This is a genomic window from Acidovorax sp. sif1233, assembly GCF_019218755.1.
In the GTDB taxonomy this organism is placed as follows: domain Bacteria; phylum Pseudomonadota; class Gammaproteobacteria; order Burkholderiales; family Burkholderiaceae_C; genus Acidovorax.
On record NZ_JAHUWZ010000002.1, the window covers coordinates 750,534 to 772,845 of the forward strand.

A 22,312-nucleotide genomic window follows, 5' to 3' on the forward strand; every position below is an offset into this window, starting at 1 on the left:
TTGTTCAAAGGACAGTGGCGATACGCAATTCGGTGAATACCCCCTTGATGAACCCTGGCGCTGATCTTCAGAGCCGCTTTGTGAGCGAAGCGCTCCAGAACCCGTACAACGCGGTCCTTCTGGAGCGTTTGCCGCTTCTGGGCCTGCCGGATGCCTGGCTGGTGGCGGGCTGCCTGTTCCAGACGGTGTGGAACCTGCGCTCCGGCCTGGAGCCCACGGCGCGCATCAAGGACTACGACCTGTTCTATTTCGATGCGTCGGACCTGTCCGAAGCCGCCGAACAGGCCGTGCAAGCCCGCGTCACCGCCCTCTTTTCCGACCTGCCGATCACCGTGGAAGCCAAGAACCAGGCCCGGGTGCACCTCTGGTACGAACGCTGGTTCGGCTACCCGTATGCGCCGCTGCAATCGGCGCGCAACGGGATCGAGCGCTTTCTGGTGCCCTGCACCTGCGTGGGCTTGCAGCCTGCATCCGGCCCTGGCATGGAGGAGCCCACGCTGTACGCGCCCTATGGGCTTGAAGAGCTGTATGCCGGACTGATGCGCCCCAACCCGGCGTGCCCGCACCTTCCGCTGTTCCAGGCTAAGGCCGAAAGCTACCGCGAACGCTGGCCGTGGCTGACAGTCCGGGCGGATGACCTGCCGAGCTGATCGGCGCCGCACAGGGTTTTCAAGTCATTTTGGCCTCTGGCGCTTGATCCATAAGCGCTACCAGCTATAAAAATAGAAGCAGACCACCACAGGGGGCGCCCATCACCCCCACAGCACCGACCGCATCGAGATCGACGCCGACTGGTAGCCCGTGTTGAAGAAACGGGGCATCTCGCTGGGCAACACGGCCCCCGCCGCATACAGCAGCGGCAGATAGTGCTCGTGCGTGGGGTGCGCCTGTTTGGCCACGGCGCCCAGTTTCTGGAAGTCCTGCAGGGCGCCCAGCTGGCCCTTCTTGATCTGCTCCTGCACCACGGCGTCGAACTCGGTGGCCCAGTCGTACGCCTCGTTGGCGGCCGTGCCACGGCGCGTGAGACGCAGGTTGTGCACCACGTTGCCGCTGCCCACGATCAGCACGCCGCGCTCGCGCAGCGCCTTCAATTGCTGGCCCAGCGCGTAGTGTTCGGCCGGGGCGCGGCTGTAGTCCATGCTCAGCTGCAGCACGGGGATCTGCGCCTTGGGAAACATGGGCTTGAGCACCGACCAGGTGCCGTGGTCCAGGCCCCATTCACCTTCATCCACGCCCAATGCGCCGCCCGTCGCGGGCGACTTCAGTTCGGCCGCCAGGCTGCGCGCCACCTGCGGCGCACCGGGCGCGGGGTATTGCTGGTCGAACAGCGCCTGGGGAAAACCGCCGAAGTCGTGGATGGTCTTGGGATGGGCCATGCCGGTCAGCTGCCAGCCGCCGCGCGTGAGCCAATGGGCCGACACACACAGGATGAGCTGCGGCTGCACGGCGCGCGCCGTCAACTCCGCGCCCATGGCCTGCCAGCTGCGGCGCCAGGCGTTGTCCTCGATGGCGTTCATGGGGCTGCCGTGGCCCACGAACAGCACCGGCATGCGGGGCGAGGGCTTGAGCGCCTGCAGCGCCGGCGCGGTGGCGGCGCTGCTCAGGGACGTGGTCATGAATGCTCCCGGAAAGGCGGCCAGGCCCGTGAGGGCGGCCAAAGAGGTTCTGCGTTGCATGGGTCAGGGAGCGTAACAAATTATGTATAACGCAGGGAGTGAGCCCGCGCGCCCCCTGAAGTTCCGGCGCCGCGCCTTCCGTTCAAGACCACGACACCGAGACAACCCCCAACCCATGACCACCGCCCTGCCCCAGCCCCTGCGCAACGTCCGCGTCCTGAGCCTCGCGCTCAACCTGCCCGGCCCCGCCGCCCTGATGCGCTGCGCGCGCATGGGGGCCGAATGCACCAAGCTCGAACCCCCTCCCGCCCCCGGCCATCCCAGCGCCGACCCCATGGGCATCTACAGCCCGGCGGCCTATGCCACGCTGCACGGCGGCGTGCGCGTGGTGCATGCCCACCTCAAGACCGCCGAAGGCCAGGCGACGCTGCATGCGGAACTGGCCCGCACCGATGTGCTGATCACCTCCTTCCGCCCCTCGGCCCTGGCCAAGCTGGGCCTGGGCTGGGAGGCGCTGCAGTCGAAATACCCGCGCCTGTCGCTGGTGCGCATCGTGGGCGCGGCCGCCGAGCGGGCCGAGGAGCCCGGCCACGACCTCACCTACCTGGCCGACGCCGGGCTGGTGACCGGCACCGAGATGCCGCCCACGCTGTACGCCGACATGGGCGGCGCCCTGATGGCCAGCGAGGCCGTGCTGCAGGCCCTGCTGGAGCGCGCCCACACCGGCAGCGGCGTGTGCATCGAAGTGGCGCTGGCCGATGCCGCCGCCTGGCTGGCCCAGCCGCGCGACTGGGGCCTGACCACGCCCGAGGGCGACGTGGGCGGCAACCACGCGGGCTACCGCATCTACCCCTGCGCCGACGGCCGCGTGGCGGTGGCCGCGCTGGAACCCCACTTCGCCGCGCGCCTGTGCGCCGCTGCGGGGCTGCCAGCCTCTGGCGACCCGGGCCAGCTGCGCGCGCCCGCCACGCACCAGGCCGTGGCGAACTTCCTGCACGGCCAGACCCGCGCGCAGCTGGACGCGCTCGCCGCCGCCCAGGACATTCCCCTGCACACCCTCGCCTGAGAACCCGTTTTCACCGATGCACAAGCAAGGCACCGTCATCCGCTGGGATGCCACACGCGCCTTCGGTTTCATCCGCAGCCCGGACACCTCGGCCGATGTGTTCTTTCATGTGCGGGACTACCAAGGCAGCGCCGCGCCCCGCGAGGGCCTGGCCGTGGTGTATGAAGAAATCCATGTGGGCGGCAAGGGGCCCAGGGCAATGGCCGTGCAGCCTGCCGCGCACCCGGGTGCCACCGCCCAGCCCCGCCCATCGGTCACGGCGCCGCCGACAGCCGCTGCGCGCCCGGCTCGGCGCACACCGGCGCAGCGGGCCGCCCGGCCCCAGGTTCGACGCCATCGGCGCACCGCGGATGCCAGCGGCCCGCCCACCCCGGCGGGCCCGGCCTTGGTGCTGATGCTGGGCTGGGCGGCCCTGCTGGCCTGGGGCTTCTGGGCCGGCCGGCTCCCCTGGTGGGTGCTGGGCGCTGCCATGGCCGTCACCCTCCTGACCTTCCTGGTCTACGCCATCGACAAGAGCGCCGCGCAAAACGGCCAGTGGCGCACCAGAGAGAGCCACCTGCACCTGCTGGGCCTGGCGGGCGGCTGGCCGGGCGCATGGTTCGCCCAGCAGTGGCTGCGGCACAAGTCCCGCAAGCTGGAGTTTCGCGCGGTCTACTGGGCCACCGTGGTGCTCCACTGCGCGGCGCTCGGGGCCTGGCTGGGCGGATGGCTGCGCTAGGCAGGGCTGCAAAGAACCGTCAATTTTGATAGCTGCTTGCGCTGGATGGATATGGGCGAGAGGCTATTTTCCCCCATATTTCCTGCTGCTTCCCAAAGGGTGCTGACGCGCAGAGTGCCCGCTGGCCTACACCACGCACCCGGGGGGAGGGGTTTCAATCGAAAAGGTCTGAAACACCTCGGGAGATGCCCATGAAACCCCTCGTTCTTGATTCCACCATGACCAACATGGGCGGCGTTTTCTACCCCACGGGCCATGTGTTCGCCCTCTTCCCCGACGAAGACTGCGTGCGCCAGGCCGCCACGGCCCTGCAGGGCGCTGGCCACGCGGGCGAGATTGCCTACGCCAGCCCCGAGGTCATCCTGCAGGAGATCGTGCACACCCTGGGCACGGCCGACGCACCCCTGCCGTCGGTGGGCGCCGAGGGCGACATGGTGCGCCGCATCGCCGACTTGGCCGGCACGGGACACCACGGCATGCTGGTGCACATGGCCGACAAGGACAACACCGAGCGGCTGGTGGGCGCCATCGCACCGGAAGGCGCGGTAGCGGCTTTCTACTACCGCACGTTCATCATCGAGGATCTCATCACGCCCCCGGCCAAGGACGACGCCCCACAATCGGTACTGGTGGGCACCCACGCGGCACCCTGACAGGGCCCGGCCCTTTCCAGGGGCCCGGACGCCGCGAAGCGGCCCGGCGCGCAGACCAGCGCGCCGGGCCGCTGTCTTTTGGGAACGCGCCTTCGCAGCCCCCGCCGCCAGCCCGGGCTGCGCGCCGCAATGCCATGCTTTGCATGCAGGGGCGACCTGATCGCTATATAGTGCAAAGCACCGCACCGGCGGGCTGTCCGACGCCTTGCCGAAGCCTGTGCCAGCGCCACCGGGATGCATGCCCCGCCCTGTGCCGCCGGCGCTGACGCAGCCCCCAGGAAGCGGCCCGGCAACCAACTTGGCGAACAGGCGGGAGAACAGTCCATGGATGTTGTGTTGCAGCCAGACGAGCGAAGACCCGTGCAGCTGACATTGCGGCTCACCTGGCCCTTCATCGTGATGGTGCTGCTGCTGGCCGCCTGCGCCACCGCCAGCCTGTATGTGCTGTCCACCGTGCGCGGTTTCGTCGCCGGCGAAAGCCTGTGGACGAAGGGGCAAAAGGATGCCATCTATTACCTGGGCCAGTACGCGGCCAATGGCTCGCCCCAGGCATTCGCGCTGTTCACGCAGGCCATCGATATTCCGCTGGGAGACCGGGCGGCCCGCCTGGCCCTGCAACCCGGGCAGGTGCAGGTCGATCTGGCACGCGAGGGTTTCCTGCGCGGGGGCAACCATCCGCAGGACATCGACGGACTCATCTGGCTGCTGCGCTACCTCCACCATTTCGACATCGTTCAAAAGCCGATCCAGCATTGGCTGGTGGGAGACGAATACATCAATGCGCTGCGCGACCTGTCCCACGAGATCCGCCACGATACCGAGCTGGGTTCGGTGGACGACGATACACGCGCGCAGTGGCAAACCGCCATCCGCGACATCAATGCGGGAGTCACCCCCGCCGCCCGCGCCTTCAGCGAGGCTCTGGGAGACAGCTCGCGCCGCATCGTGGCGTTGCTGATGTGGACCAACATGGGCATCGCGGCCACCCTGATCCTGCTGACCCTGTGGCACACCCACACCCTGCTGGCGCAGCGCCGGCGCGTGGAGCAGGCGCTCAGCGCGGAGCGCGAGCAGGCACGCACCACGCTCACCGCCATCGGCGACGGGGTGGTGACGACCAACATCCATGGCGAAGTGATGTACATGAACCCGGCGGCGGAGCAGCTGCTGGCCTGCAGCGCCCAGCAGGCCGTGGGAAAACCGCTGGACGATGCCCTGAAGTTCGATGGCGAAGACCCCCGGCCCCAGGCCGCCGGGACGCTCATCGAGCAGATACTGCGGCAGGGCAGCCACGGCGCCGCGAACGCGGGCGGCGCAAGGAGCGCCAAGGGCACGCAGGACGACATCAACCGCACCATCGTGCGCCCCGGCCAGACCGTCGTGCCGGTGAAGCTGGTGGGTTCGCCCATCCAGCACCAGGGCACCGTGACCGGCGCGGTGCTGGTACTGCACGACGTCACGCGCGAACAGCACTACGTGGAGCAGCTCTCCTGGCAGGCCAGCCACGACGCGCTCACGGGCCTGGTCAACCGGCGCGAGTTCGAGCACCGGCTCGAGGCCTTGCTCAGCCGCCCGCGCCAGCCGGGCCGCGAGGGCTCCCTGCTCTACGTGGACATGGACCAGTTCAAGCTCATCAACGACACCTGCGGCCACCAGGCGGGCGACGAGATGCTGCGCGAGGTCTGCCGCATGCTGCAAAGCCACCTGCGCGAGGGCGACACGCTGGCGCGGCTGGGCGGGGACGAGTTCGGCATCCTGCTCAAGGACTGCCCCGCCGGGCCCTCGGCGCGCATCGCCGAGCAGCTGCGCCAGGCTGGCCAGGACCTGCGGCTGGCATGGGAGGGCCAGCACCTCACGACCGGCCTCTCCATCGGCATGGTGCAGCTCATCCCCGCGCTCACGTCCATACAGGAAGCGATGCGCGTGGCCGACATGGCCTGCTACCGCGCCAAGGAGGGCGGCCGCAACCGGGTGTTCATCTACCAGCCCGAGGACATCGAGATGACCCGGCGCGAAGGCGACATGGACTGGGTGCGGCGCCTGCGCCTGGCGCTGGAGCACGACCGCTTCCAGCTGCACGCGCAGGCCATCGGCGCGCTGCAGGTCCACGCTGAAGAGGGTTTGCACATGGAGGTGCTGCTGCGGCTGCGCGAGGAAGACGGCCAGCTCGTGGCGCCCGGCACCTTCATCCCGGCCGCCGAGCACTACGGAATGATGCCCTCCATCGACCGCTGGGTGATCCGGCACACGCTGCAGGCGCTGGCGCTACACCAGCGCACGCCGGGCGCCCTGCCGCTGCACACCTGCGCCATCAACCTGTCGGGCACCAGCCTGGGCGACGACAGCCTGCTCAAGTACATCCGCACCACCCTCACCGAATCCGGCCTGGACCCCGCACTGCTGTGCTTCGAGATCACCGAGACCAGCGCCATCTCGCACCTGCCCAACGCCGTGCGCCTGATGAAAGAGCTGCAGCAGCTGGGCTGCCGGTTCGCGCTGGACGACTTCGGCGCGGGCATGTCGTCCTTCACCTATCTCAAGCACCTGCCGGTCAACTACCTCAAGATCGACGGCGCCTTCGTGAAGGACATGCTGCAGGACCCCACTAGCCGCGCCATGGTGGAAATGATCCACCGCATCGGCCATGTGATGGGCAAGCAGACCATCGCCGAGTTCGCCGAGAGCGCCGCCATCGTGGACGCGCTGCGGCTCATCGGCGTGGACTATGCCCAGGGCTACGCGGTGGCGCGGCCCCTTCCGCTGGGCGAGTGCCTGGGCCAGGCGGTACCGCCGGCGGGTGGCGCCGCGCTCCCCGACGCGCGGCACGCCGCCTGAGGTCCGCTGCCAGGCGCCCCGGCACGACGGCGCCGCTGGCCAGCACCACGCCGGGGACCACCAGCGCCAGTGCCGCCCAGGCACTGCGCTGCGGCACCTCTCCCAGCAGCCAGGCCGCGCCCAGCGCCGTGAGCACGGGCACCAGCGCGGCGGACAGCGCCGCGCGGGCGGCACCCAGCCGTGCAATGGCCACCGTGTAGGCCACCAGCCCCAGCACACCGGCCATCACACCCTGCCCCAGCGCCTGGAAGGCCACGTCGGTCCAGGGTGCCGTCACCAGACGCGGGGCGCCCCAGGCAATCACCACGGGCACCAGCAGCACCGCAGATCCCAGGTTCACCAGGGCGGCCCCCTGCCAGGGCGACAGGCCACAGCCCCGAAACGCCAGCGTGTAGGCGGCCCACAGCACGGCCGCCAGCACAAACAGCAGATCCCCGCGCCAGGACGCCAGGCCATCGCGCCACACCCCCAGGCCCAGCGCCGCCACGCCCAGCGCCATCAGCACCAGGCCCAGCACGCGCAGGCGCCCCAGCCTGTCGCCCTGCACCAGCCGCCCGCCCAGCGCCACGAACAGCGGCATGCAGCCGGCCATGAAGATGCCCATGTGCGCCGCCGGCGCCCAGCGTGCCCCCGCCAGCACCAGCAGGCCAAAGGGCAGCCCGCCCCCCAGCACCAGCAGGGCCAGCCGTCCCAGGGACATCGCGGCGGGCCATCCGGTGCGCCGGCACCACAGCGGGGCCAGCACCAGCGCGGGAACGCCATAGCGCAGCACGGCCAGCTCCACCGGCCCGAGCGACGTGGTGACGCCGTGGCGCGTGACGATCTGCCAGCCGCTGCCCACAAGGGCCGCTGCCAGCGCGGCCAGCACCCCGATGGCCAGGTTCCGGGCCGGCGATGCAGGCCGCGCGTGAAAAATGCGAGAAATGGAAAACGCAGAAGAGGACATGGCGCCAGTCTCGCGCCCATGGCCCCGGCGGGATATCAGAATCCTGCGCTTCGCGCGGCCGCGGGCTTGGCAGGCTTTCGCGGGGTCTACCCGCCCCGCCCCTGCAGCGCGGACCGCGCCTGCGCCAGCGTCACGCCCACCTCGGCGCGAAAGACAGCGCCCAGGTGGCTCTGGCTGCAGTACCCCAGGTCGTGCGCCAGCGCGGCCAGGTCCGATTCACCCGCCTCCAGCCGCTGCAGCGCGGCCGCCATCCGCAGGCGCTGGCGGTAGCCGTGCAGGCCCAGGCCCAGATGCCGCCGAAACAGGTGGGCGAGGTGAAACGCCGAGCAGCCGGCCGCGTCCGCCGCATCCTGCAGGGACCACCGCTCGCCATCGGCCAGGGCCACCCGTTGGGCCATGAAGCGCCGCGCGCGCCCTACCGTCCGCGGCGCCGAATGCGGCGGCGTGCCCTGCAGCACATCGAACGCCGCGCCCCCGGCGGGCAGCGGGCGCCCATCGGCCAGCGCCCGCCAGTGCATGCGCAGGCGCCACAGCAGGCGCGGCGTGAGCATGCGCACGCGCGGCGACAGGTTGTTCTGGTTGCCCGGGGCGCCCACCGGCCCATTCCCCTGCGTGCTCACCACGATGCTGGTCTGCGGCGTGGGCTGCAGGGGCCGCATCTGGTAGGGCAGCCCCTGCGGCAAACCCAGGGCCGTCAGGCCGTCGAGCAGGACCACCTGCCCTGCCATCTGGAACTCGGACAGCCCGTCCATGGGCAGCACCCAGCGCCCGGAGGCTGCTTCATAGGTCGCGCTCCACCGCACGGGCGCGGCATGCTTGAGAACCCGCTCGACCTTCCATGCGGCGCCGGCGTGCAGCAGGGTGCGTTGCTGGGGCATGGCGGGTGTGGCGCGCGTGGCGGCCCGCCTAGCGGGCCTTCTTGAATGCCTTGCCGCTCTTGCCGCCGCCGGGCGCGGTGGTGGCGCCCCCTGTCACGCGCGGTGGCAGGCCCGTGTGTTGTGTCAGGATGCGGCCCTTGGTGGGCTGCTGCACGCTGCGCGATGCGGGCACCACGGCAGCCTTGGCACCGGTGGGGGTGGAATTCTTGCGCCGGGCGCTCTGGTAGCCGCCGTCGGTCAGCGGCTGGAAGGTCGGGATCAGGTGGTGCTTGCCGTTGCCAATGAGGTCAGCCCGGCCCATGGCCTTGAGCGCATCGCGCAGCAGCGGCCAGTTGTTCGGGTCGTGGTAGCGCAGGAAGGCCTTGTGCAGGCGGCGGCGCTTTTCGCCACGCACGATGTCCACAGTCTCGCTCTCGCGCGTGATCTTGCGCAGCGGGTTCTTGTTGCTGTGGTACATGGCCGTGGCCGTGGCCATGGGGCTCGGGTAGAAGGTCTGCACCTGGTCGGCGCGAAAACCGTTCTTCTTGAGCCAGATGGCGAGGTTCATCATGTCCTCGTCGCTGGTGCCCGGGTGCGCGGCGATGAAATACGGGATCAGGAACTGCTTCTTGCCCGCCTCTTCGCTGAACTTCTCGAACATCTGCTTGAACTTGTCATAGCTGCCGATGCCCGGCTTCATCATCTTGGTCAGCGGGCCCTGCTCGGTGTGCTCGGGCGCGATCTTGAGGTAGCCGCCCACGTGGTGCTGCACGAGTTCCTTCACGTACTCGGGCGACTTCACGGCCAGGTCGTAGCGCAGGCCCGAGCCGATGAGGATCTTCTTGATGCCCTTGAGCGCGCGGCCCCGGCGGTAGATCTTGATCAGCGGGTCGTGGTTGGTGCCCAGGTTGGAACAGATGCCCGGGTACACGCAGCTGGGCTTGCGGCAGGCGGCCTCGATTTCGGGGCTCTTGCAGCCCAGGCGGTACATGTTGGCCGTGGGGCCGCCCAGGTCGCTGATGGTGCCGGTGAAGCCCTTGACCTTGTCGCGGATGTCCTCGATCTCCTGGATGATGGAATCCTCGGAACGGCTCTGGATGATGCGGCCCTCGTGCTCGGTGATCGAGCAGAAGGTGCAACCGCCAAAGCAGCCGCGCATGATGTTGATCGAGAACCGGATCATCTCCCACGCGGGGATCTTGGTCGCGCCGTCGTGGCTGCCGTTCTCGTCGGCATAGCTCGGGTGCGGGCCGCGCGCGTAGTGCAGGTCGAACACGTGGTCCATCTCGGCCGTGGTCAGCGGGATGGGCGGCGGGTTGATCCATACGTCGCGGGCGGTGGCACCCTCGCCGTGCGCCTGCACCAGCGCGCGGGCGTTTCCGGGGTTGGTCTCCAGGTGCAGCACGCGGTTGGCATGGGCGTACAGCACCGGGTCGCTCTTGACCTGCTCGTAGCTGGGCAGGCGGATCACGCTCCTGTCGCGCGGCGGCACCTTGAGCTTCGCCTTGAGCGCCGGGTTGGCCACGAACAGCATGGGCTGGATGGCGGGGTTGGGTTCAGCCGTTTGAAGGTCTTTTTGGCCTCCAGCGCTTGATGGATCTGCGCCAACAGCTACAGAATCAGGAGCATCCTCCTTGCTGCAGGTGGTGCCCTGCGCCGCCGCCTGCTCGCTGGTCGTCATGTAGGGGTTGACGTGGGCCTCCACGCGCCCGGGCTCGTCCACGCTGGTGGAATCGATCTCGAACCAGCCCTTGCCGCTCTCGTCGTCGGGCCGGCGCACGAAGGCCGTGCCACGCACATCGGTGATCTGCTCGACCGGCTCGCGCGCGGCGATGCGGTGCGCCACCTCGACCAGGGCGCGCTCGGCGTTGCCGTACAGCAGCAGGTCGCACTTGCTGTCCACCACGATGGAGCGGCGCACCTTGTCGCTCCAGTAGTCGTAGTGCGCGATGCGGCGCAGGCTGCCTTCGATGCCGCCCAGGATGATGGGCACGTCCTTGAACGCCTCGCGGCAGCGCTGGCTGTAAACGATGGCCGCGCGGTCGGGGCGCTTGCCGCCAATGTCGCCGGGCGTGTAGGCGTCGTCGCTGCGGATCTTCCGGTCGGCCGTGTACCGGTTGATCATCGAGTCCATGTTGCCCGCCGTCACGCCCCAGAACAGGTTGGGCTTGCCCAGCACCTTGAAGGGCTCGGCGCTTTGCCAGTCGGGCTGGGCGATGATGCCCACGCGAAAGCCCTGGGCCTCCAGCGTGCGGCCGATCACGGCCATGCCGAAGCTCGGGTGGTCCACATACGCATCGCCCGTCACCAGGATGATGTCGCAGCTGTCCCAGCCCAGCTTGTCCATCTCGGCGCGGCTCATCGGCAAGAACGGGGCCGTGCCAAAGCGCTTGGCCCAGTACGGGCGGTAGCTGGTCAATGGCTTTGCGGCACGCGCAAAAAAGGAGACGTCGACGGGGGCGTTCATTCAGATGGGGAGCGCGGCCAGCCCATGTGCGGATGGGGCCTCGTGGGGCGCGGCTGTGGTGGATAACCCGTGATTTTACGTTGGCAGGCGTGTTTTGTCGCCCCGAACGCACTTGCCCTTCACTCCCCAAGGTTTGATGGAGATCAGGCATATACTTGCTTTTGTCAATTAATTACATGACAAAGGCATATATGAGCACGAATCCATCCTCCCAGGCCAGCGCAGCCGCAGGCAGCGCGCCCGTCGCCGCCGACGCCGTGAAGGCCGTGCGCAGGTTCAATCGCTTCTTCACCCGCCGCGTGGGCGTGCTGGACCCGTACCTGGGCAGCGATCTCTCGCTGACCGACGTGCGCGTGCTGTACGAGCTGGCCCACCGCGACGCGCCGGTCGCCAGCGAGCTGGCCCGGGACCTGGGCCTGGACGGCGGGTACCTGAGCCGGATCCTGCGGCGTTTTGAAGGCGCGGGCTGGATCCTGCGCAGCGCCAGCGCCCGTGATGCGCGCCAGAGCGTGCTCACGCTCACCCCTGCCGGGCGCGCTGCGTTCGAACCGCTGCAGCAGCGCTCGCGCGACGAAGCCGCCGCGCTGCTTGCCCCGTTGCCGCCGGCCCGGCGGCACGAACTGGTGGACGCCATGCAACGCATCGAGGCCTTGCTGGAGCCCGCCAGCGGCGCCGCGGCGGCGCCCAAGGTGGCCGTGCTGCGCGACCCCGTGCCCGGCGACATCGGCTGGGTGGTGCAGCAGCATGGCGAAATCTACTGGCGCGAGTACGGCTGGGACAGCCGCTTCGAGGCACTGGTGGCGGACATCGCCGCGCAGTTCGTGCGCAAGTTCCAGCCGGGCTGGGAGCGGTGCTGGATCGCCGAACTGGAGGGCGAACGCGTGGGCGCCGTGTTCGTGGTGCGCAAGTCCGCCAGCACGGCCCAGTTGCGGATGCTCATCCTGTCGCCCCGGGCGCGCGGCCTGGGGCTGGGCGCCCGCCTGACCGACGAGTGCATCGCGTTCGCGCGGGCCAAGGGCTACCGGAAAATGGTGCTGTGGACCAATAGCTGCCTGGCGGCCGCGCGTGGCATCTACGCCAAACGCGGGTTCAAGCTGGTCAAGTCGGAACCCTACGAGGGCTTCGGCCAGCAGGCCGTGGGCGAAACCTGGGAGCTCAGGCTGTAGAAAAGCGCCGGCGATCCGGCCGCCTCGCCGGCTTCACACCACCCGGATGCCCAGCTCGCTGACCAGCACCCCCGCCTGGTCGGCCGAGATGATGGCGCCCTTGAAAGACTGCGCCAGGTGCGCGATGCGCAGCCCGCCCAGGTCGACCGACCGCAGGTCCGCGCCATCAAAGCGCGCGTTCTTCAGGTGCGCATCGCGCAGGCTTCCGCCTTCGAACACAGCATCCCGAAAATCGCACCCGGCCAGATCGGCGTCCGACAGGTCCAGCTGCTCCACCGTCTGCTTGCGAAACGAGACGCCGCGCAGGTCGGCCCCCACCAGCAGCGAATCGTGAAAACCCAGCCCCAGCGTGCCGGCCTCGCGAAAATGCGCGCCGGTGAGCTTGACTTCGGCGAACCGTGCCGAGGCCAGGTTGGCGCGGTCCCAGGAGGTGTTGTTCAGGTCGCAGCGGTGAAAGCGCGCCTCGGTGAGGTCCGCCAGGCGGAACTGCGCCTGCCCTGCCCGGCAGTCCAGCCAGCGTGTGCCGCCAAGATCCGCCTTGTCCAGGGAGGTCCCGAGGAACGAACAGCCAATGAACTGGGCGCCGCGCAGCGGCAGGCCCGCCAGGTCCAGCCCGTCGAAGTCGCATTGCTCAAAGTGCAAGGCAGGATGTCCTGCCGCCAGCAGCGCTTGCAGCTGCACTCTCGAAGGTGTCTGGCCAGTGACGCAGAAAGGCCCGGCGGACGGGGAAGGTCGCAGGTTCATGGGAAGCAGGTACGAAAACGGGAATCGGTGGATAGGACATGCCGCGAGGCCGCAAGCCGGGCCGCCTTGGCGGCTGCTCAGTGACCCACGCTGTGGGAAAACAGGTTCACCACCAGGACACCCGCCACGATCAGGCCCAGCCCGATCACGGCCGGCAGATCCAGGCGCTGGCCGTAGTACACCCAGCCCACGGTGGAGATCAGCACGATGCCCACACCGGACCAGACCGCATAGGCAATGCCCATCGGCAGCGTCTTGAGCGCCAGCGAGAGCAGGTAGAACGACGCCATGTAGGCCACCGCGGTGACCGTGCTCGGCACCAGCCGGGTGAATCCCTCGGAGGCCTTCAGTGCCGTGGTGCCCAGCACCTCCAGCAAGATGGCGGCGCCCAGGATCAGATAGGTGCCCGCGGACGTGCTCCAGGTCATGGCCGGCCTCCTTGGCACAGGGACAGGAGGATGTCCAGGATGGCGGCCTTTCGCGGCTGGTCGAGTGCGTAGACATCGAGCATCTGCGCGAACCAGAACCCGTCTCCCGCCAGGCGGCAGGCCAGCAGCACATTGGCCGTGTGGGGATCGTCGCCGTCGGCCTTCAGTGCCGCCGCCATCGCGGCATGCCACCGCTGGCGGCACGGCGCGGACGTCAGGGCCAGCAGGCCGATCGCCCGCTGCGTCTCCACCTGGCGGCTGTCCGAGCCGCTGTCAAAACAGGTCCTGATGTAGGCACGCGCATGGCGCCCGGGCGTGTCCTCTTCCTGGGCCAGCGCTTTCGCAAAACACTGTTCAAACTCCTCGAAGAGCTGGTCCGACAGCGCATCCAGCAGGGCCTGCTTGCTGCGGTAATGGTGCTGGAGCCCGCCCTTGGTCACGTGGGCCCGCTGGGCCACCGCATCGAGCGTGACGGCGTGGGGGCCCTCCCGCACCAGGAGTTCCCGGACCACGGCCAGCAATTGGCTGCGGATCAGTTCAGGCTGTTTTTGGCGGCGATGTGCTTCGGTCATTCAACAAACCATCCAGATGGATTGTTTATTGTACCGAGGAGCCAGACCGATATCGACGAAAGCCCGCAGGGAACCGTGGGGACTTTCCGTGGCCATGCACGGCCCTGCATTGCCGCTACCCAGGAAGAAGGAAGGCGCCCGGGTGCTGGACAGGGCGGGGCCGCCCGTCGAGCGCCGTCGCCCTGGCTACCATTCCCCGACTTCACGCACCCGCTGCGCCAGATCCGGGAACGCGTCCTCCGCCACCGCGGCTTCGGCCTCGGCAGGCATGGCCTGCGCAACCGCCACGCCAGCAGCGGGCGGTGCCGAGCGCGACAGGAACCTGCCAAAAAGATGGTGGCCCCAGGCGGCGTGCGACGGGGCGGTGAACGGGATGGCGAACATGGCGGTTCCTTTTTATAAGGCTTCGGCGCTGCAAAAAACTGAGCGCCAGCGTAAGTCAGGGCTTCAATGCGCAGTGTAGGAATCCGCGCCGCACTCCTGTGTGACAGAACACACGGTCGCGGGCGTTTCACGCGGGCGTACCCCTTCCCGCGGCCCTGGGCTGTGACTTTTTTCACACACGGGCCGCCCCCTTACACTCTGCGCCCCATGCCCCACACTCTGGCCGCGCCCGCTCACAGCGAACTTGTCATCAAGAAAAGCCGGTTCATTGGCTGCGTGCAGCCCATGGCCGACCGAGCCAGCGCGCAGGCCGCGGTGGATGCGCTGTGGAAGCAGCACCCTGGTGCCGCGCACATCTGCTGGGCCCTGCTGGCGGGCGGCCAGTCGGCGGCGGTGGATGACGGCGAACCCGGGGGCACGGCCGGGCGGCCCATGCTCGACGTGCTGCGCCACCAGGACCTGGAGGGGGTGCTGGCCACGGTGGTGCGCTACTTTGGCGGCGTGAAGCTGGGAGCGGGCGGCCTCGTGCGCGCCTACACCGACACGGTGGCCCAGGCACTGCTCACCGCCCCCAAGGTCACGCTGCAGCGCATGACAACCCTGCAGTGCCTGGTGCCCTACGCCCTGGAAGGCCTGCTGCGCCGCGAAATCGACCTGGCCGGGGCCGAACTGTCAGAGGTGCGGCATGGCAGCCTGGTCACCGTGCAGCTGCGCCTGCCCGAAGCGCGGGCCGCGGCCTTCGTGCAGCGCATCAACGACTGCGGCCAGGGCCGCGTGGGCTGGACCGAGCCGGCGGCCTGAACGACGGCACCTTTCGGGGCTGCCGCGAGGGCAAGGGCTTCGCCGGCCACGCCGCGCTGCCCGGGCAGGGGGAACCAACAAAGGCCTTTGCGCCTACAAGCGCCGCGCGGCCGGGCCGCGACACTCAGGGTTTGCAGGGCTCCCAAGGAACCACCCATGAGCCAACCGCTCGACACCATCATCATTGGCGCAGGCACAGCCGGCCTGGCCGCCCTGCGCGAGGTGCGCAAACGCACGGACCGCTACCTGATCGTCAACGAAGGGCCCTGGGGCACCACCTGCGCGCGGGTAGGCTGCATGCCCTCCAAGGCACTGATCGAGGCGGCCAACGCCTTTCACCGCCGCCACGCATTCGAGGAATTCGGCCTGCGGGGCGCACAGGCCCTGACCGCCGACATACCGGCCGTGCTGCGGCGCGTGCGCGCCCTGCGCGATGATTTCGTGGCGGGCGTTCTGAAGGCCACCAGCGGGCTGGGCAGCGCCCAGGTATCCGGGCGCGCGTCGCTGGCCGGCCCGCACGCGGTGGACATCGACGGCACCCGCCATGCCACGCGCAGCATCATCATCGCCACCGGCTCGCGCCCGAGCGTGCCGGACGAATGGCTGGCGTTTGGCGACCGCATGCTCACCACCGACACCCTGTTCGAGCAGCCCAGCCTCGGCCCCCGCATCGCCGTGATTGGCATGGGCCCCATCGGCGTGGAGATCTCCCAGGCGCTGGCCCGGCTCGGGCTGCAGGTGGCCGCCTTCACCACCGGCGACACACTGGCGGGCCTGAGCGACCCGGCGCTCAACGCCGAACTGACAGCGCTGCTCAAGAAGGACATGGTGCTGCACGCCGGGGCCCCGGCCGAACTGCGGGAAGTGCCCGGCGGCATCGAGGTGCGCAGCGGCTCCCACCGCGTGGTGGTGGACCAGGTCGTCGCTGCCATGGGCCGCGTACCCAATATCGAGCACCTGGGCCTGGACACCCTGGATGTGCTGCTGGACAAGCATGGCATGCCCACGGTGGATGCACGGACCCAGCAGATCGGCAGCCTGCCCGTGTTCCTGGCCGGGGACGCGAACGCCCACGTGCCGCTGCTGCACGAGGCGGCCGACGAAGGCCATATCGCCGGGATGAATGCCCTGGCGGAGACACCTGCGCGCTTTCAGCGCCGCACCCCGCTGGCCATCGTGTTCTGCGATCCCAACGTCGCGATGGTGGGCCAGCGCCTTGCCGACATGGACCCTGTCCACACCATCACGGGCACGGCCAGCTTCGACGACCAGGGCCGGGCCCGGGCAGCCCAGCACAACCATGGGCGCATCTGCCTGCACGCCGACCGGGCCACCGGCCGTCTGCAGGGCGCCGAGATGTGCGCGCCCCAGGGCGAACACATGGCCCACCTGCTTGCATTGGCCATTCAGCAGAAACTGACGGTGCACGACCTGCTGGGCATGCCGTTCTACCACCCCACGCTGGAGGAAGGCTTGCGCACGGCGCTTCGGGACGCAGCACGGCAGTTGCCCGGGGTTCGCGCGTCCGACCTGGCGGCGTGCGGAGCCATTGGGGCGGCGGCGCTGGAGTGAGAATGGCAACCCCAGGCGGGCCCGGATATGTAAAAACCCTCAAGCCTGCCGCACGCATGCCGATATGAATCCATCACCCCAAGGAATCACCATGGACGTCGCCCTCACCAACAGCATCGTCAACACCGCCACCGCGCTGGCCAGTGCCAAGACGTCCGATGCGCTGAACATGGTGGTGCTGAAGAAGGCGCTGGACATGCAGGCCACGTCAGCGGCCACGCTGCTGGATGCCATGCAGCAATCCATGCCCCAGCCAGGGCTGGCCACGTCCGGCACGCTGGGTACCCAGGTCAACACGTTCGCCTGAGGCCCCCTTCGGCCAAAAAGCAGACGCGCAGCTATCGCAGCCGTGCAGGCGACAGCCCTTGCGGCGCCACCCCCTCGCGCACCAGTTCTTCCGCCAGTGGCTCGCCGCGCAGCAGCTGCCGCGCCAGCAACGAGGCGCCCGCCGCGCTCTGAATCCCATACCCACCCTGCCCCGCCAGCCAGAAAAAGCCGGGTACATGGTTGTCCCAGCCAATCACCATGTCGCCATCGGGCACGAACGAGCGCAGGCCCGCCCAGGTGTGGGAGGGGCGGCGGATCTGGAAGATCGTTTTTTCCTCGATGTGATAAATCCCCGTGGCCACGTCCAGTTCTTCGGGCACCACGTCGTGGGGATGTGTCGGGTCGGCGTTGGCGGGGGAGCCCAGCAACTGGCCTGCGTCGGGCTTGAAGTAAAAACTCTCGTCGATGCCGATCACGGCGGGCCAGTGGGTCGCGTCCATGCCTTCGGGCACGGCGAAGGTGAAGGCGGTGCGGCGGCGCGGCTCCAGGCCAATGGGCGGCACGCCTGCCAGGCCCGCTACCACGTCAGCCCAGGCGCCTGCGGCGTTCACAATGGTTTTGGCCTGCAGCACCCGGCCATCGGCCAGGGTCACCTTCCAGCTATCGCCAACGCGCTGCAGGGCCGTGACCTCGGCATTCGTCAGCACCTGGCCGCCGCGCTGGCGCAGGCCACGCAGGTAGCCCTGGTGCAGCGCGTGCACATCGATGTCGGCCGCCTCGGGCTCGCTCATGCCTGCGGCCACGGCTTCGGGCTTCAGGCACGGCAGCTGGGCCAGCAGTGCGGCCTGCTCCACCCATTCCACGTTGGGCGAGATCGCATGGGCCTCTGCATAGGCCTGTTTCAGCATGTCGAGCTGGTCCGGCCCCGCCACGTAGACGACGCCACGGGGCGAGAGGATGGGGTCCGACCCGAACTTTGGCGGCGGCGCGTCGTAAAAAGCGCGGCTCGCCCGCGTCAGCGCCTGGATGTTCGGTGTGCCGTAGGTAGCCATGTACAGCGCGGCCGAACGGCCGGTGGTGTGGTAACCGGGCTGCGATTCGCGCTCCAGCAGCAGCACGCTGGCGCCCTGCCCCCCGACGCGCTCCTGTACAAGCTGCCACGCCACCGAGGCGCCCGCGATGCCCGCGCCAATGACGATGGTGTCCGCTGATTGCATGGTTCTGTCTCCTGGCTCGAATTACACCGCTGACACTTGCGCCGCCGAGGTGGCACGGTCATCACGCGGCAGGCTGCGCGCATCGCGCGGATCGGGCGCACCGGTCACGATGGAGGTCAGCGTGGGCGCGGCGTTTGTTTGCATCAGCTTGGCGATGTCAGGCCGTGGGCGGGCAAGCCCGGCGATGCCCTTGAAGGCTTGCTCCAGCGCGTGGCCCACGCCCAGCGTGTGGCGGTCGGCGCGAAAGCGCCCGACGATCTGCAGACCAAACGGCATCCCCACGTCATCCAGCCCGCACGGCAAACTGAGCGCTGGGTGCGTGGTCAACGTGGTCACATAGGTCAGCGCCAGCCATCGGTAGTAGTTGGCCTGCGGCTCGCCGTTGATGTGGCTGGCGAACAGCTGCGTCCACGCAAAAGGCGACACGGGCGTGGTGGGCGCCAGGATCACGTCGTACTGCTCATACAACTTCTGGAACCGCGCCAGGATGCGCGTCTGCTCGGCCTGCGCCCAGGCGCTGTCCAGCAACGTCATCGCCGCGCCCATCTCGTAGTTGGCGCGGGTGTTGGGGCCCAGACTGGCAGGGTCGCGCTCATAGGCTTCGCGCGTGCTGGCCACAAAGGCTTCGGCGCGCAGCACGTCAAAGCAGCGGTGCACGTCGCCCAGGTCCACGTCAATGGCGTCGCAGTTGGCGAACAGGTGCTTCATGGCCTGCACCTTCTGGCGGAACACGGCGCGGATGCCGTTGTCCACGGCGCAGGCGCCAAGATCTTCGGTGTACGCCACGCGCAGGCGGCTCAGGTCCACCGCTTCGGGCAACAAAAAACTCATCGGGTCCAGCGGGTAGCTCAGCGGGTCGCCCGCCGACATACCCGCCGTGGCGGCCAGTTGCAGGCAGGCCTCTTCTACCGTACGGCCCATGGGGCCCACCACCGAAATCGGCGTCCAGCCCAGCAGCTTGCGCGAGCTGGGCACCACGCCGGGCGACGGCCGGAAGCCCACCACGCCACAGATAGAAGCTGGAATGCGCAGCGAGCCGCCCGTGTCCGACCCCGTGCACACCGGCAGCATGTCGCACGCCAGCGCGGCGGCAGAGCCGCCCGACGAGCCTCCGGCGTTCAGGTTGGGGTTGAACGGATTGCCGGTGGCGCCCCACACGGTGTTGCGCGAGTTGGCACCGGCGCCCATCTCGGGGATGTTGGTCTTTCCGGTGACGATGGCGCCCGCCGCGCGCAGGCGCGCCACCAGCACGTTGTCCTCCGCCGGGATATTGCCGCGGTAGATCTCCGAGCCATAGGTGGTCAGCAGCCCGGCCGTGGCTTCCAGGTCCTTCACGCCCAGCGGCAGGCCGTGCAGCAGGCCCAGCGGCTCGCCGCGCAGCACCGCCTGCTCGGCGGCCTGGGCCTCGGCGCGGGCGCGGTCGTAGCAGGTGGCGGTGATGGCATTCACATGCGGGTTGACGGCCTCGATGCGCGCCATGCAGGCGTCGAGCAGCTCGACGGGCGAGATCTCGCCCGTGCCGATGCGGTGGCGCAGTTCATTGGCGGTCAGCTCGACCAGGGCGTTGTGTGGAGTGGTCATGGCGTTGGTGTCCCTTTCGTCGTTCTGTGGTTTTTCCGCTGGTGCGGCTGGCGGCGGTGTTGGCCGGGGCGTGAAACGGCGCGAACCCACGGCCGCCATCTTGGCATGGTGGGGGCGCCCCCACCCGTTGCTTCAGAACCCGGGCAATGCCCTCATCACAGCCGCCACCAGATTCTGGACGGGAGCGTCCGAGCTCAGTTCGATATGGGGACCGCGCCGTGCCGCGAGCCAGTCCCGCTGCCTCTGCAGGCTTCTGCCTGGCAACACCCCGTCATCGTATTGAGCCGCCCATTCCAGGAAAGCAGGATTCGCCTGGCCAAAGCGCTGCGCCTCCCGGTGGCGAAGGCGCGCGAGGCGCGCGGGAGCATCCAGGTAGAGAAACACGATCAGGTCAAAGCAGTCTTCCAGTTCCTGCCCCCACCCGGCCACGGAACCGGCCAGCACCGCCACCTTGCTGGCGCGCAAGTCGCCGAGGAGCAGGGCCAGGCGCTGTGTAGGGTCCCGCCTGCTGGTGAACGGCGGCGTGGTGGGCAGCCAGTAGTAGTCGTCAGCGTCGAGGTGGGCCCCGTTCAACGCTGCGGCCAGGGCCGCGCTCAGCGTGGACGTGCCAGAGCCTGAAGCACCGGTGACATGGATTCGCAGCAGCTGGGTCAATGGTGGATTCCTTGAACTGTATTTTTGCCAAGACCAATGGCGATAATGATACCTATGTTTATCTTTTTCAAATAAAAGAGTATAAATATAATCATGAACAACGATCTCATTCAGAGCCTGGCCATCGCCCGCAAAGCCGGCAAGCTCACCCAGGCCGAACTCGCCGAGCGCGCGGGCCTCTCCCGCATGACCGTCCAGCGCACCGAAGGTGGCGACCTGGACCCGCGCTACTCCACCCTGGCCGAGATGGCCCGCGTGCTGGGCATGGACATCATTGCCGTGCCCAGCAGCCTGCGGCCCAGCCTGGAGGCGTTCATCCAGTCGGGCGGCAAGTTCCTGGGCCAGCCCGCGGGAGTGGACGCGCCGCCGTCGGTGGTGGACAGCCTGAGCCGCGCCGGCTGAGGCCGCCAGCGCCCACACCCGCACGCGCCTGCGCATACCCGGCCCCATGAGCACCTCCATCCGCTACCTGCGCCTGTACCTGCACCGCCCCGCCCTGGCAGACGGCGCGGCGGGCGGGCGCGAGGCGATTGGCTACCTTTCGCAGTACGGCGACATCCTGCGCGTGTCGTTTGACGAGAGCTACATCCGCAACCCGCAGCGCCCCACCCTGTCGCTCAGCTTTCAAGGTGCCGACGAGGCGGCCACGCAGCAGATCCTGGCGTCGGCGCGGGATGCACGGCTGGTGCGCACCGACTGGCGCTGGCCCGTGTATTTTCAGAACCTGCTGCCTGAGGGCCACAACCGCGAGCGGCTGGCGCGCGAGCGCGGCTGCAGCCCCGACGACGAGTTCGAACTGCTGGCCGCCGCGGGCCACGACCTGATGGGCGCGCTGGAGGTGGAGCCCGTGCCCGCGCAAGACGGCATCCCCGACGTGGTGCGGCACTGGCACACCACGCAAGGGCTGGACGTGCTGGAGCCGGGCTTTGTCGAATTCCCGGTGGAAGACGCCGCATCGCTGCCCGGCGTGGTCACCAAGTTCAGCGCGGTGCTGGACGGCCGCCGCTACACCGTGCGCCGCCAGGGCGCGGCCGGCAGCGTGATCCTGAAGCTGCCCACCACCGCGCACCCCGACCTGGTGGCCAACGAGTTCGCCGGCTACCAGCTGTGCAAGGCGCTGGGCCTGCACTGCGCCGATGCACGCGTCATCACCCGCGCCGAGGCCGACCTGCCGGGCACCGTGCCCTTCAACGAGATATTGGCCGTGCAGCGCTTTGACCACCTGCCCGGCGGCGCCCGCGTGCACATGGAGGAGTTCAACCAGGTGCTGGGCTACACCCCGCGGCAAAAGTACGGCAAGGGCATCCTGCAGGACTGGGCCACCATGCTGCGCGTGCTCAACCGCCTGAGCCGCCAGCCGGTGCAAGACACACGCGAGTTCCTGGCGCGCATGGTGGCGTTCATCCTCATGGGCAACACCGATGCGCACCTGAAGAACTGGGCGCTGGTCTACCCCGACGGGCGCGTGCCGCAACTGGCGCCGGTGTACGACCCGGTGTGCGTGGCCGCGTTCTTCGAGGGCGTGCCCGAGGGCCAGTACGCGATGAACCGCTCCATCGACCGCGCGCTGCGCGCGTTCAGCTGGGACGACATGGAAGGCCTCATGAAGTCGGCCGGACTGTTGCGCGTACCGCGCCACCTGGCGCTCCTGCGCGACACGGTGGCGCGGGCCCGGGAGCAATGGCCCCGCCTGATCGCGGATGCGCCCGATTCCCTGCGGGCCGCCGTCACCCAGCGGCTTGCCGGGGGCGTGGCCCTGGCACGTTGA

General features: G+C 68.9%; 21 protein-coding genes and 1 pseudogene. 11 read left to right on the plus strand and 11 right to left on the minus strand.

Translation table 11 applies throughout. The annotated features are described in order from the left end of the window. Positions 1-47 precede the first annotated feature (47 nt). The gene (locus KW843_RS10855) at positions 48-650 is read left to right on the plus strand and encodes a nucleotidyltransferase family protein (RefSeq protein ID WP_218295122.1); all 603 of its coding nucleotides are present in this window, start codon (positions 48-50) and stop codon (positions 648-650) included. Between the two features lie 102 nt (positions 651-752). Here KW843_RS10855 and ygiD read toward each other — a convergent pair whose 3' ends face one another. Further along, entirely contained in the window at positions 753-1,658 is a 906-nt protein-coding gene (gene ygiD / locus KW843_RS10860) for a 4,5-DOPA dioxygenase extradiol (RefSeq protein ID WP_218295327.1), read from the minus strand. A gap of 133 nt (positions 1,659-1,791) precedes the next feature. On the opposite strand from ygiD, the gene KW843_RS10865 reads away from it, so the two are divergent. From KW843_RS10865 to KW843_RS10880, 4 genes and pseudogenes are all read left to right on the plus strand, one after another. Continuing rightward, positions 1,792-2,682, plus strand: coding sequence for a CoA transferase (locus tag KW843_RS10865; RefSeq protein ID WP_218295123.1), 891 nt, complete (start codon positions 1,792-1,794; stop codon positions 2,680-2,682). 16 nt (positions 2,683-2,698) lie between these two features. After that, complete coding sequence (locus KW843_RS10870) at positions 2,699-3,400, plus strand: cold shock and DUF1294 domain-containing protein (protein ID WP_218295124.1); 702 nt, start codon at positions 2,699-2,701, stop codon at positions 3,398-3,400. Between the two features lie 191 nt (positions 3,401-3,591). Beyond that, on the plus strand, positions 3,592-4,053 hold the full coding sequence (locus KW843_RS10875; protein ID WP_218295125.1) for a hypothetical protein: 462 nt from the start codon (positions 3,592-3,594) through the stop codon (positions 4,051-4,053). Between the two features lie 969 nt (positions 4,054-5,022). Beyond that, positions 5,023-6,747, plus strand: a pseudogene (locus KW843_RS10880) (EAL domain-containing protein); the annotation flags it as partial. Positions 6,748-6,763: 16 nt separating this feature from the next. Here KW843_RS10880 and KW843_RS26760 read toward each other — a convergent pair. The 3 genes from KW843_RS26760 to KW843_RS10890 all read right to left on the minus strand — a co-directional run bounded on the left by KW843_RS26760 (position 6,764) and on the right by KW843_RS10890 (position 11,158). Continuing rightward, positions 6,764-7,834 carry a DMT family transporter gene (locus KW843_RS26760; protein ID WP_255594661.1) on the minus strand — a complete coding sequence of 357 codons (1,071 nt, stop codon included), beginning with the start codon at positions 7,832-7,834 and terminating at the stop codon, positions 6,764-6,766. Positions 7,835-7,920: 86 nt separating this feature from the next. Continuing rightward, positions 7,921-8,712 carry a helix-turn-helix transcriptional regulator gene (locus KW843_RS10885; RefSeq protein WP_218295126.1) on the minus strand — a complete coding sequence of 264 codons (792 nt, stop codon included), beginning with the start codon at positions 8,710-8,712 and terminating at the stop codon, positions 7,921-7,923. Between the two features lie 28 nt (positions 8,713-8,740). Further along, positions 8,741-11,158, minus strand: a complete 2,418-nt coding sequence (locus KW843_RS10890) for a YgiQ family radical SAM protein (protein WP_218295127.1) — start codon at positions 11,156-11,158, stop codon at positions 8,741-8,743. A 191-nt stretch (positions 11,159-11,349) separates the two neighbouring features. Here KW843_RS10890 and KW843_RS10895 point away from each other — a divergent pair, with 191 nt between their 5' ends. Further along, positions 11,350-12,324: a bifunctional helix-turn-helix transcriptional regulator/GNAT family N-acetyltransferase gene (locus KW843_RS10895; RefSeq protein ID WP_255594662.1), complete on the plus strand. Its 975-nt coding sequence runs from the start codon at positions 11,350-11,352 to the stop codon at positions 12,322-12,324. Between the two features lie 33 nt (positions 12,325-12,357). Here the strand turns inward: KW843_RS10895 and KW843_RS10900 are convergent, their stop codons facing one another. The 4 genes from KW843_RS10900 to KW843_RS10915 form a co-directional block, all read right to left on the minus strand. Continuing rightward, positions 12,358-12,966 (minus strand): pentapeptide repeat-containing protein, encoded by a 609-nt coding sequence (locus KW843_RS10900; RefSeq protein WP_255590805.1) that lies wholly within the window; start codon positions 12,964-12,966, stop codon positions 12,358-12,360. Positions 12,967-13,145: 179 nt separating this feature from the next. Continuing rightward, positions 13,146-13,496 carry an SMR family transporter gene (locus KW843_RS10905; RefSeq protein WP_218295130.1) on the minus strand — a complete coding sequence of 117 codons (351 nt, stop codon included), beginning with the start codon at positions 13,494-13,496 and terminating at the stop codon, positions 13,146-13,148. Further along, positions 13,493-14,068: a TetR/AcrR family transcriptional regulator gene (locus KW843_RS10910; protein WP_218295131.1), complete on the minus strand. Its 576-nt coding sequence runs from the start codon at positions 14,066-14,068 to the stop codon at positions 13,493-13,495. The genes KW843_RS10905 and KW843_RS10910 overlap by 4 nt, the downstream gene beginning before the upstream one ends. Before the next feature lie 186 nt (positions 14,069-14,254). After that, positions 14,255-14,452 (minus strand): hypothetical protein, encoded by a 198-nt coding sequence (locus KW843_RS10915; RefSeq protein WP_218295132.1) that lies wholly within the window; start codon positions 14,450-14,452, stop codon positions 14,255-14,257. Between the two features lie 207 nt (positions 14,453-14,659). On the opposite strand from KW843_RS10915, the gene KW843_RS10920 reads away from it, so the two are divergent. From KW843_RS10920 to KW843_RS10930, 3 genes are all read left to right on the plus strand, one after another. Then, positions 14,660-15,253 (plus strand): YigZ family protein, encoded by a 594-nt coding sequence (locus KW843_RS10920; protein WP_218295133.1) that lies wholly within the window; start codon positions 14,660-14,662, stop codon positions 15,251-15,253. Positions 15,254-15,409: 156 nt separating this feature from the next. Next, positions 15,410-16,825, plus strand: a complete 1,416-nt coding sequence (locus KW843_RS10925) for a dihydrolipoyl dehydrogenase (RefSeq protein ID WP_218295134.1) — start codon at positions 15,410-15,412, stop codon at positions 16,823-16,825. Between the two features lie 91 nt (positions 16,826-16,916). Next, the gene (locus KW843_RS10930) at positions 16,917-17,132 is read left to right on the plus strand and encodes a YjfB family protein (RefSeq protein WP_218295135.1); all 216 of its coding nucleotides are present in this window, start codon (positions 16,917-16,919) and stop codon (positions 17,130-17,132) included. A gap of 31 nt (positions 17,133-17,163) precedes the next feature. Here the strand turns inward: KW843_RS10930 and KW843_RS10935 are convergent, their stop codons facing one another. From KW843_RS10935 to KW843_RS10945, 3 genes are all read right to left on the minus strand, one after another. Then, entirely contained in the window at positions 17,164-18,309 is a 1,146-nt protein-coding gene (locus KW843_RS10935; protein WP_218295136.1) for an FAD-binding oxidoreductase, read from the minus strand. Between the two features lie 21 nt (positions 18,310-18,330). Further along, positions 18,331-19,890, minus strand: a complete 1,560-nt coding sequence (locus tag KW843_RS10940; RefSeq protein ID WP_218295137.1) for an amidase — start codon at positions 19,888-19,890, stop codon at positions 18,331-18,333. A 132-nt stretch (positions 19,891-20,022) separates the two neighbouring features. Continuing rightward, positions 20,023-20,544 (minus strand): hypothetical protein, encoded by a 522-nt coding sequence (locus KW843_RS10945; protein WP_255594663.1) that lies wholly within the window; start codon positions 20,542-20,544, stop codon positions 20,023-20,025. A gap of 93 nt (positions 20,545-20,637) precedes the next feature. Here KW843_RS10945 and KW843_RS10950 point away from each other — a divergent pair, with 93 nt between their 5' ends. Both KW843_RS10950 and KW843_RS10955 read left to right on the plus strand, forming a co-directional pair. Next, positions 20,638-20,946 carry a helix-turn-helix domain-containing protein gene (locus tag KW843_RS10950; protein ID WP_218295138.1) on the plus strand — a complete coding sequence of 103 codons (309 nt, stop codon included), beginning with the start codon at positions 20,638-20,640 and terminating at the stop codon, positions 20,944-20,946. 46 nt (positions 20,947-20,992) lie between these two features. After that, positions 20,993-22,312 (plus strand): type II toxin-antitoxin system HipA family toxin, encoded by a 1,320-nt coding sequence (locus KW843_RS10955; RefSeq protein WP_218295139.1) that lies wholly within the window; start codon positions 20,993-20,995, stop codon positions 22,310-22,312.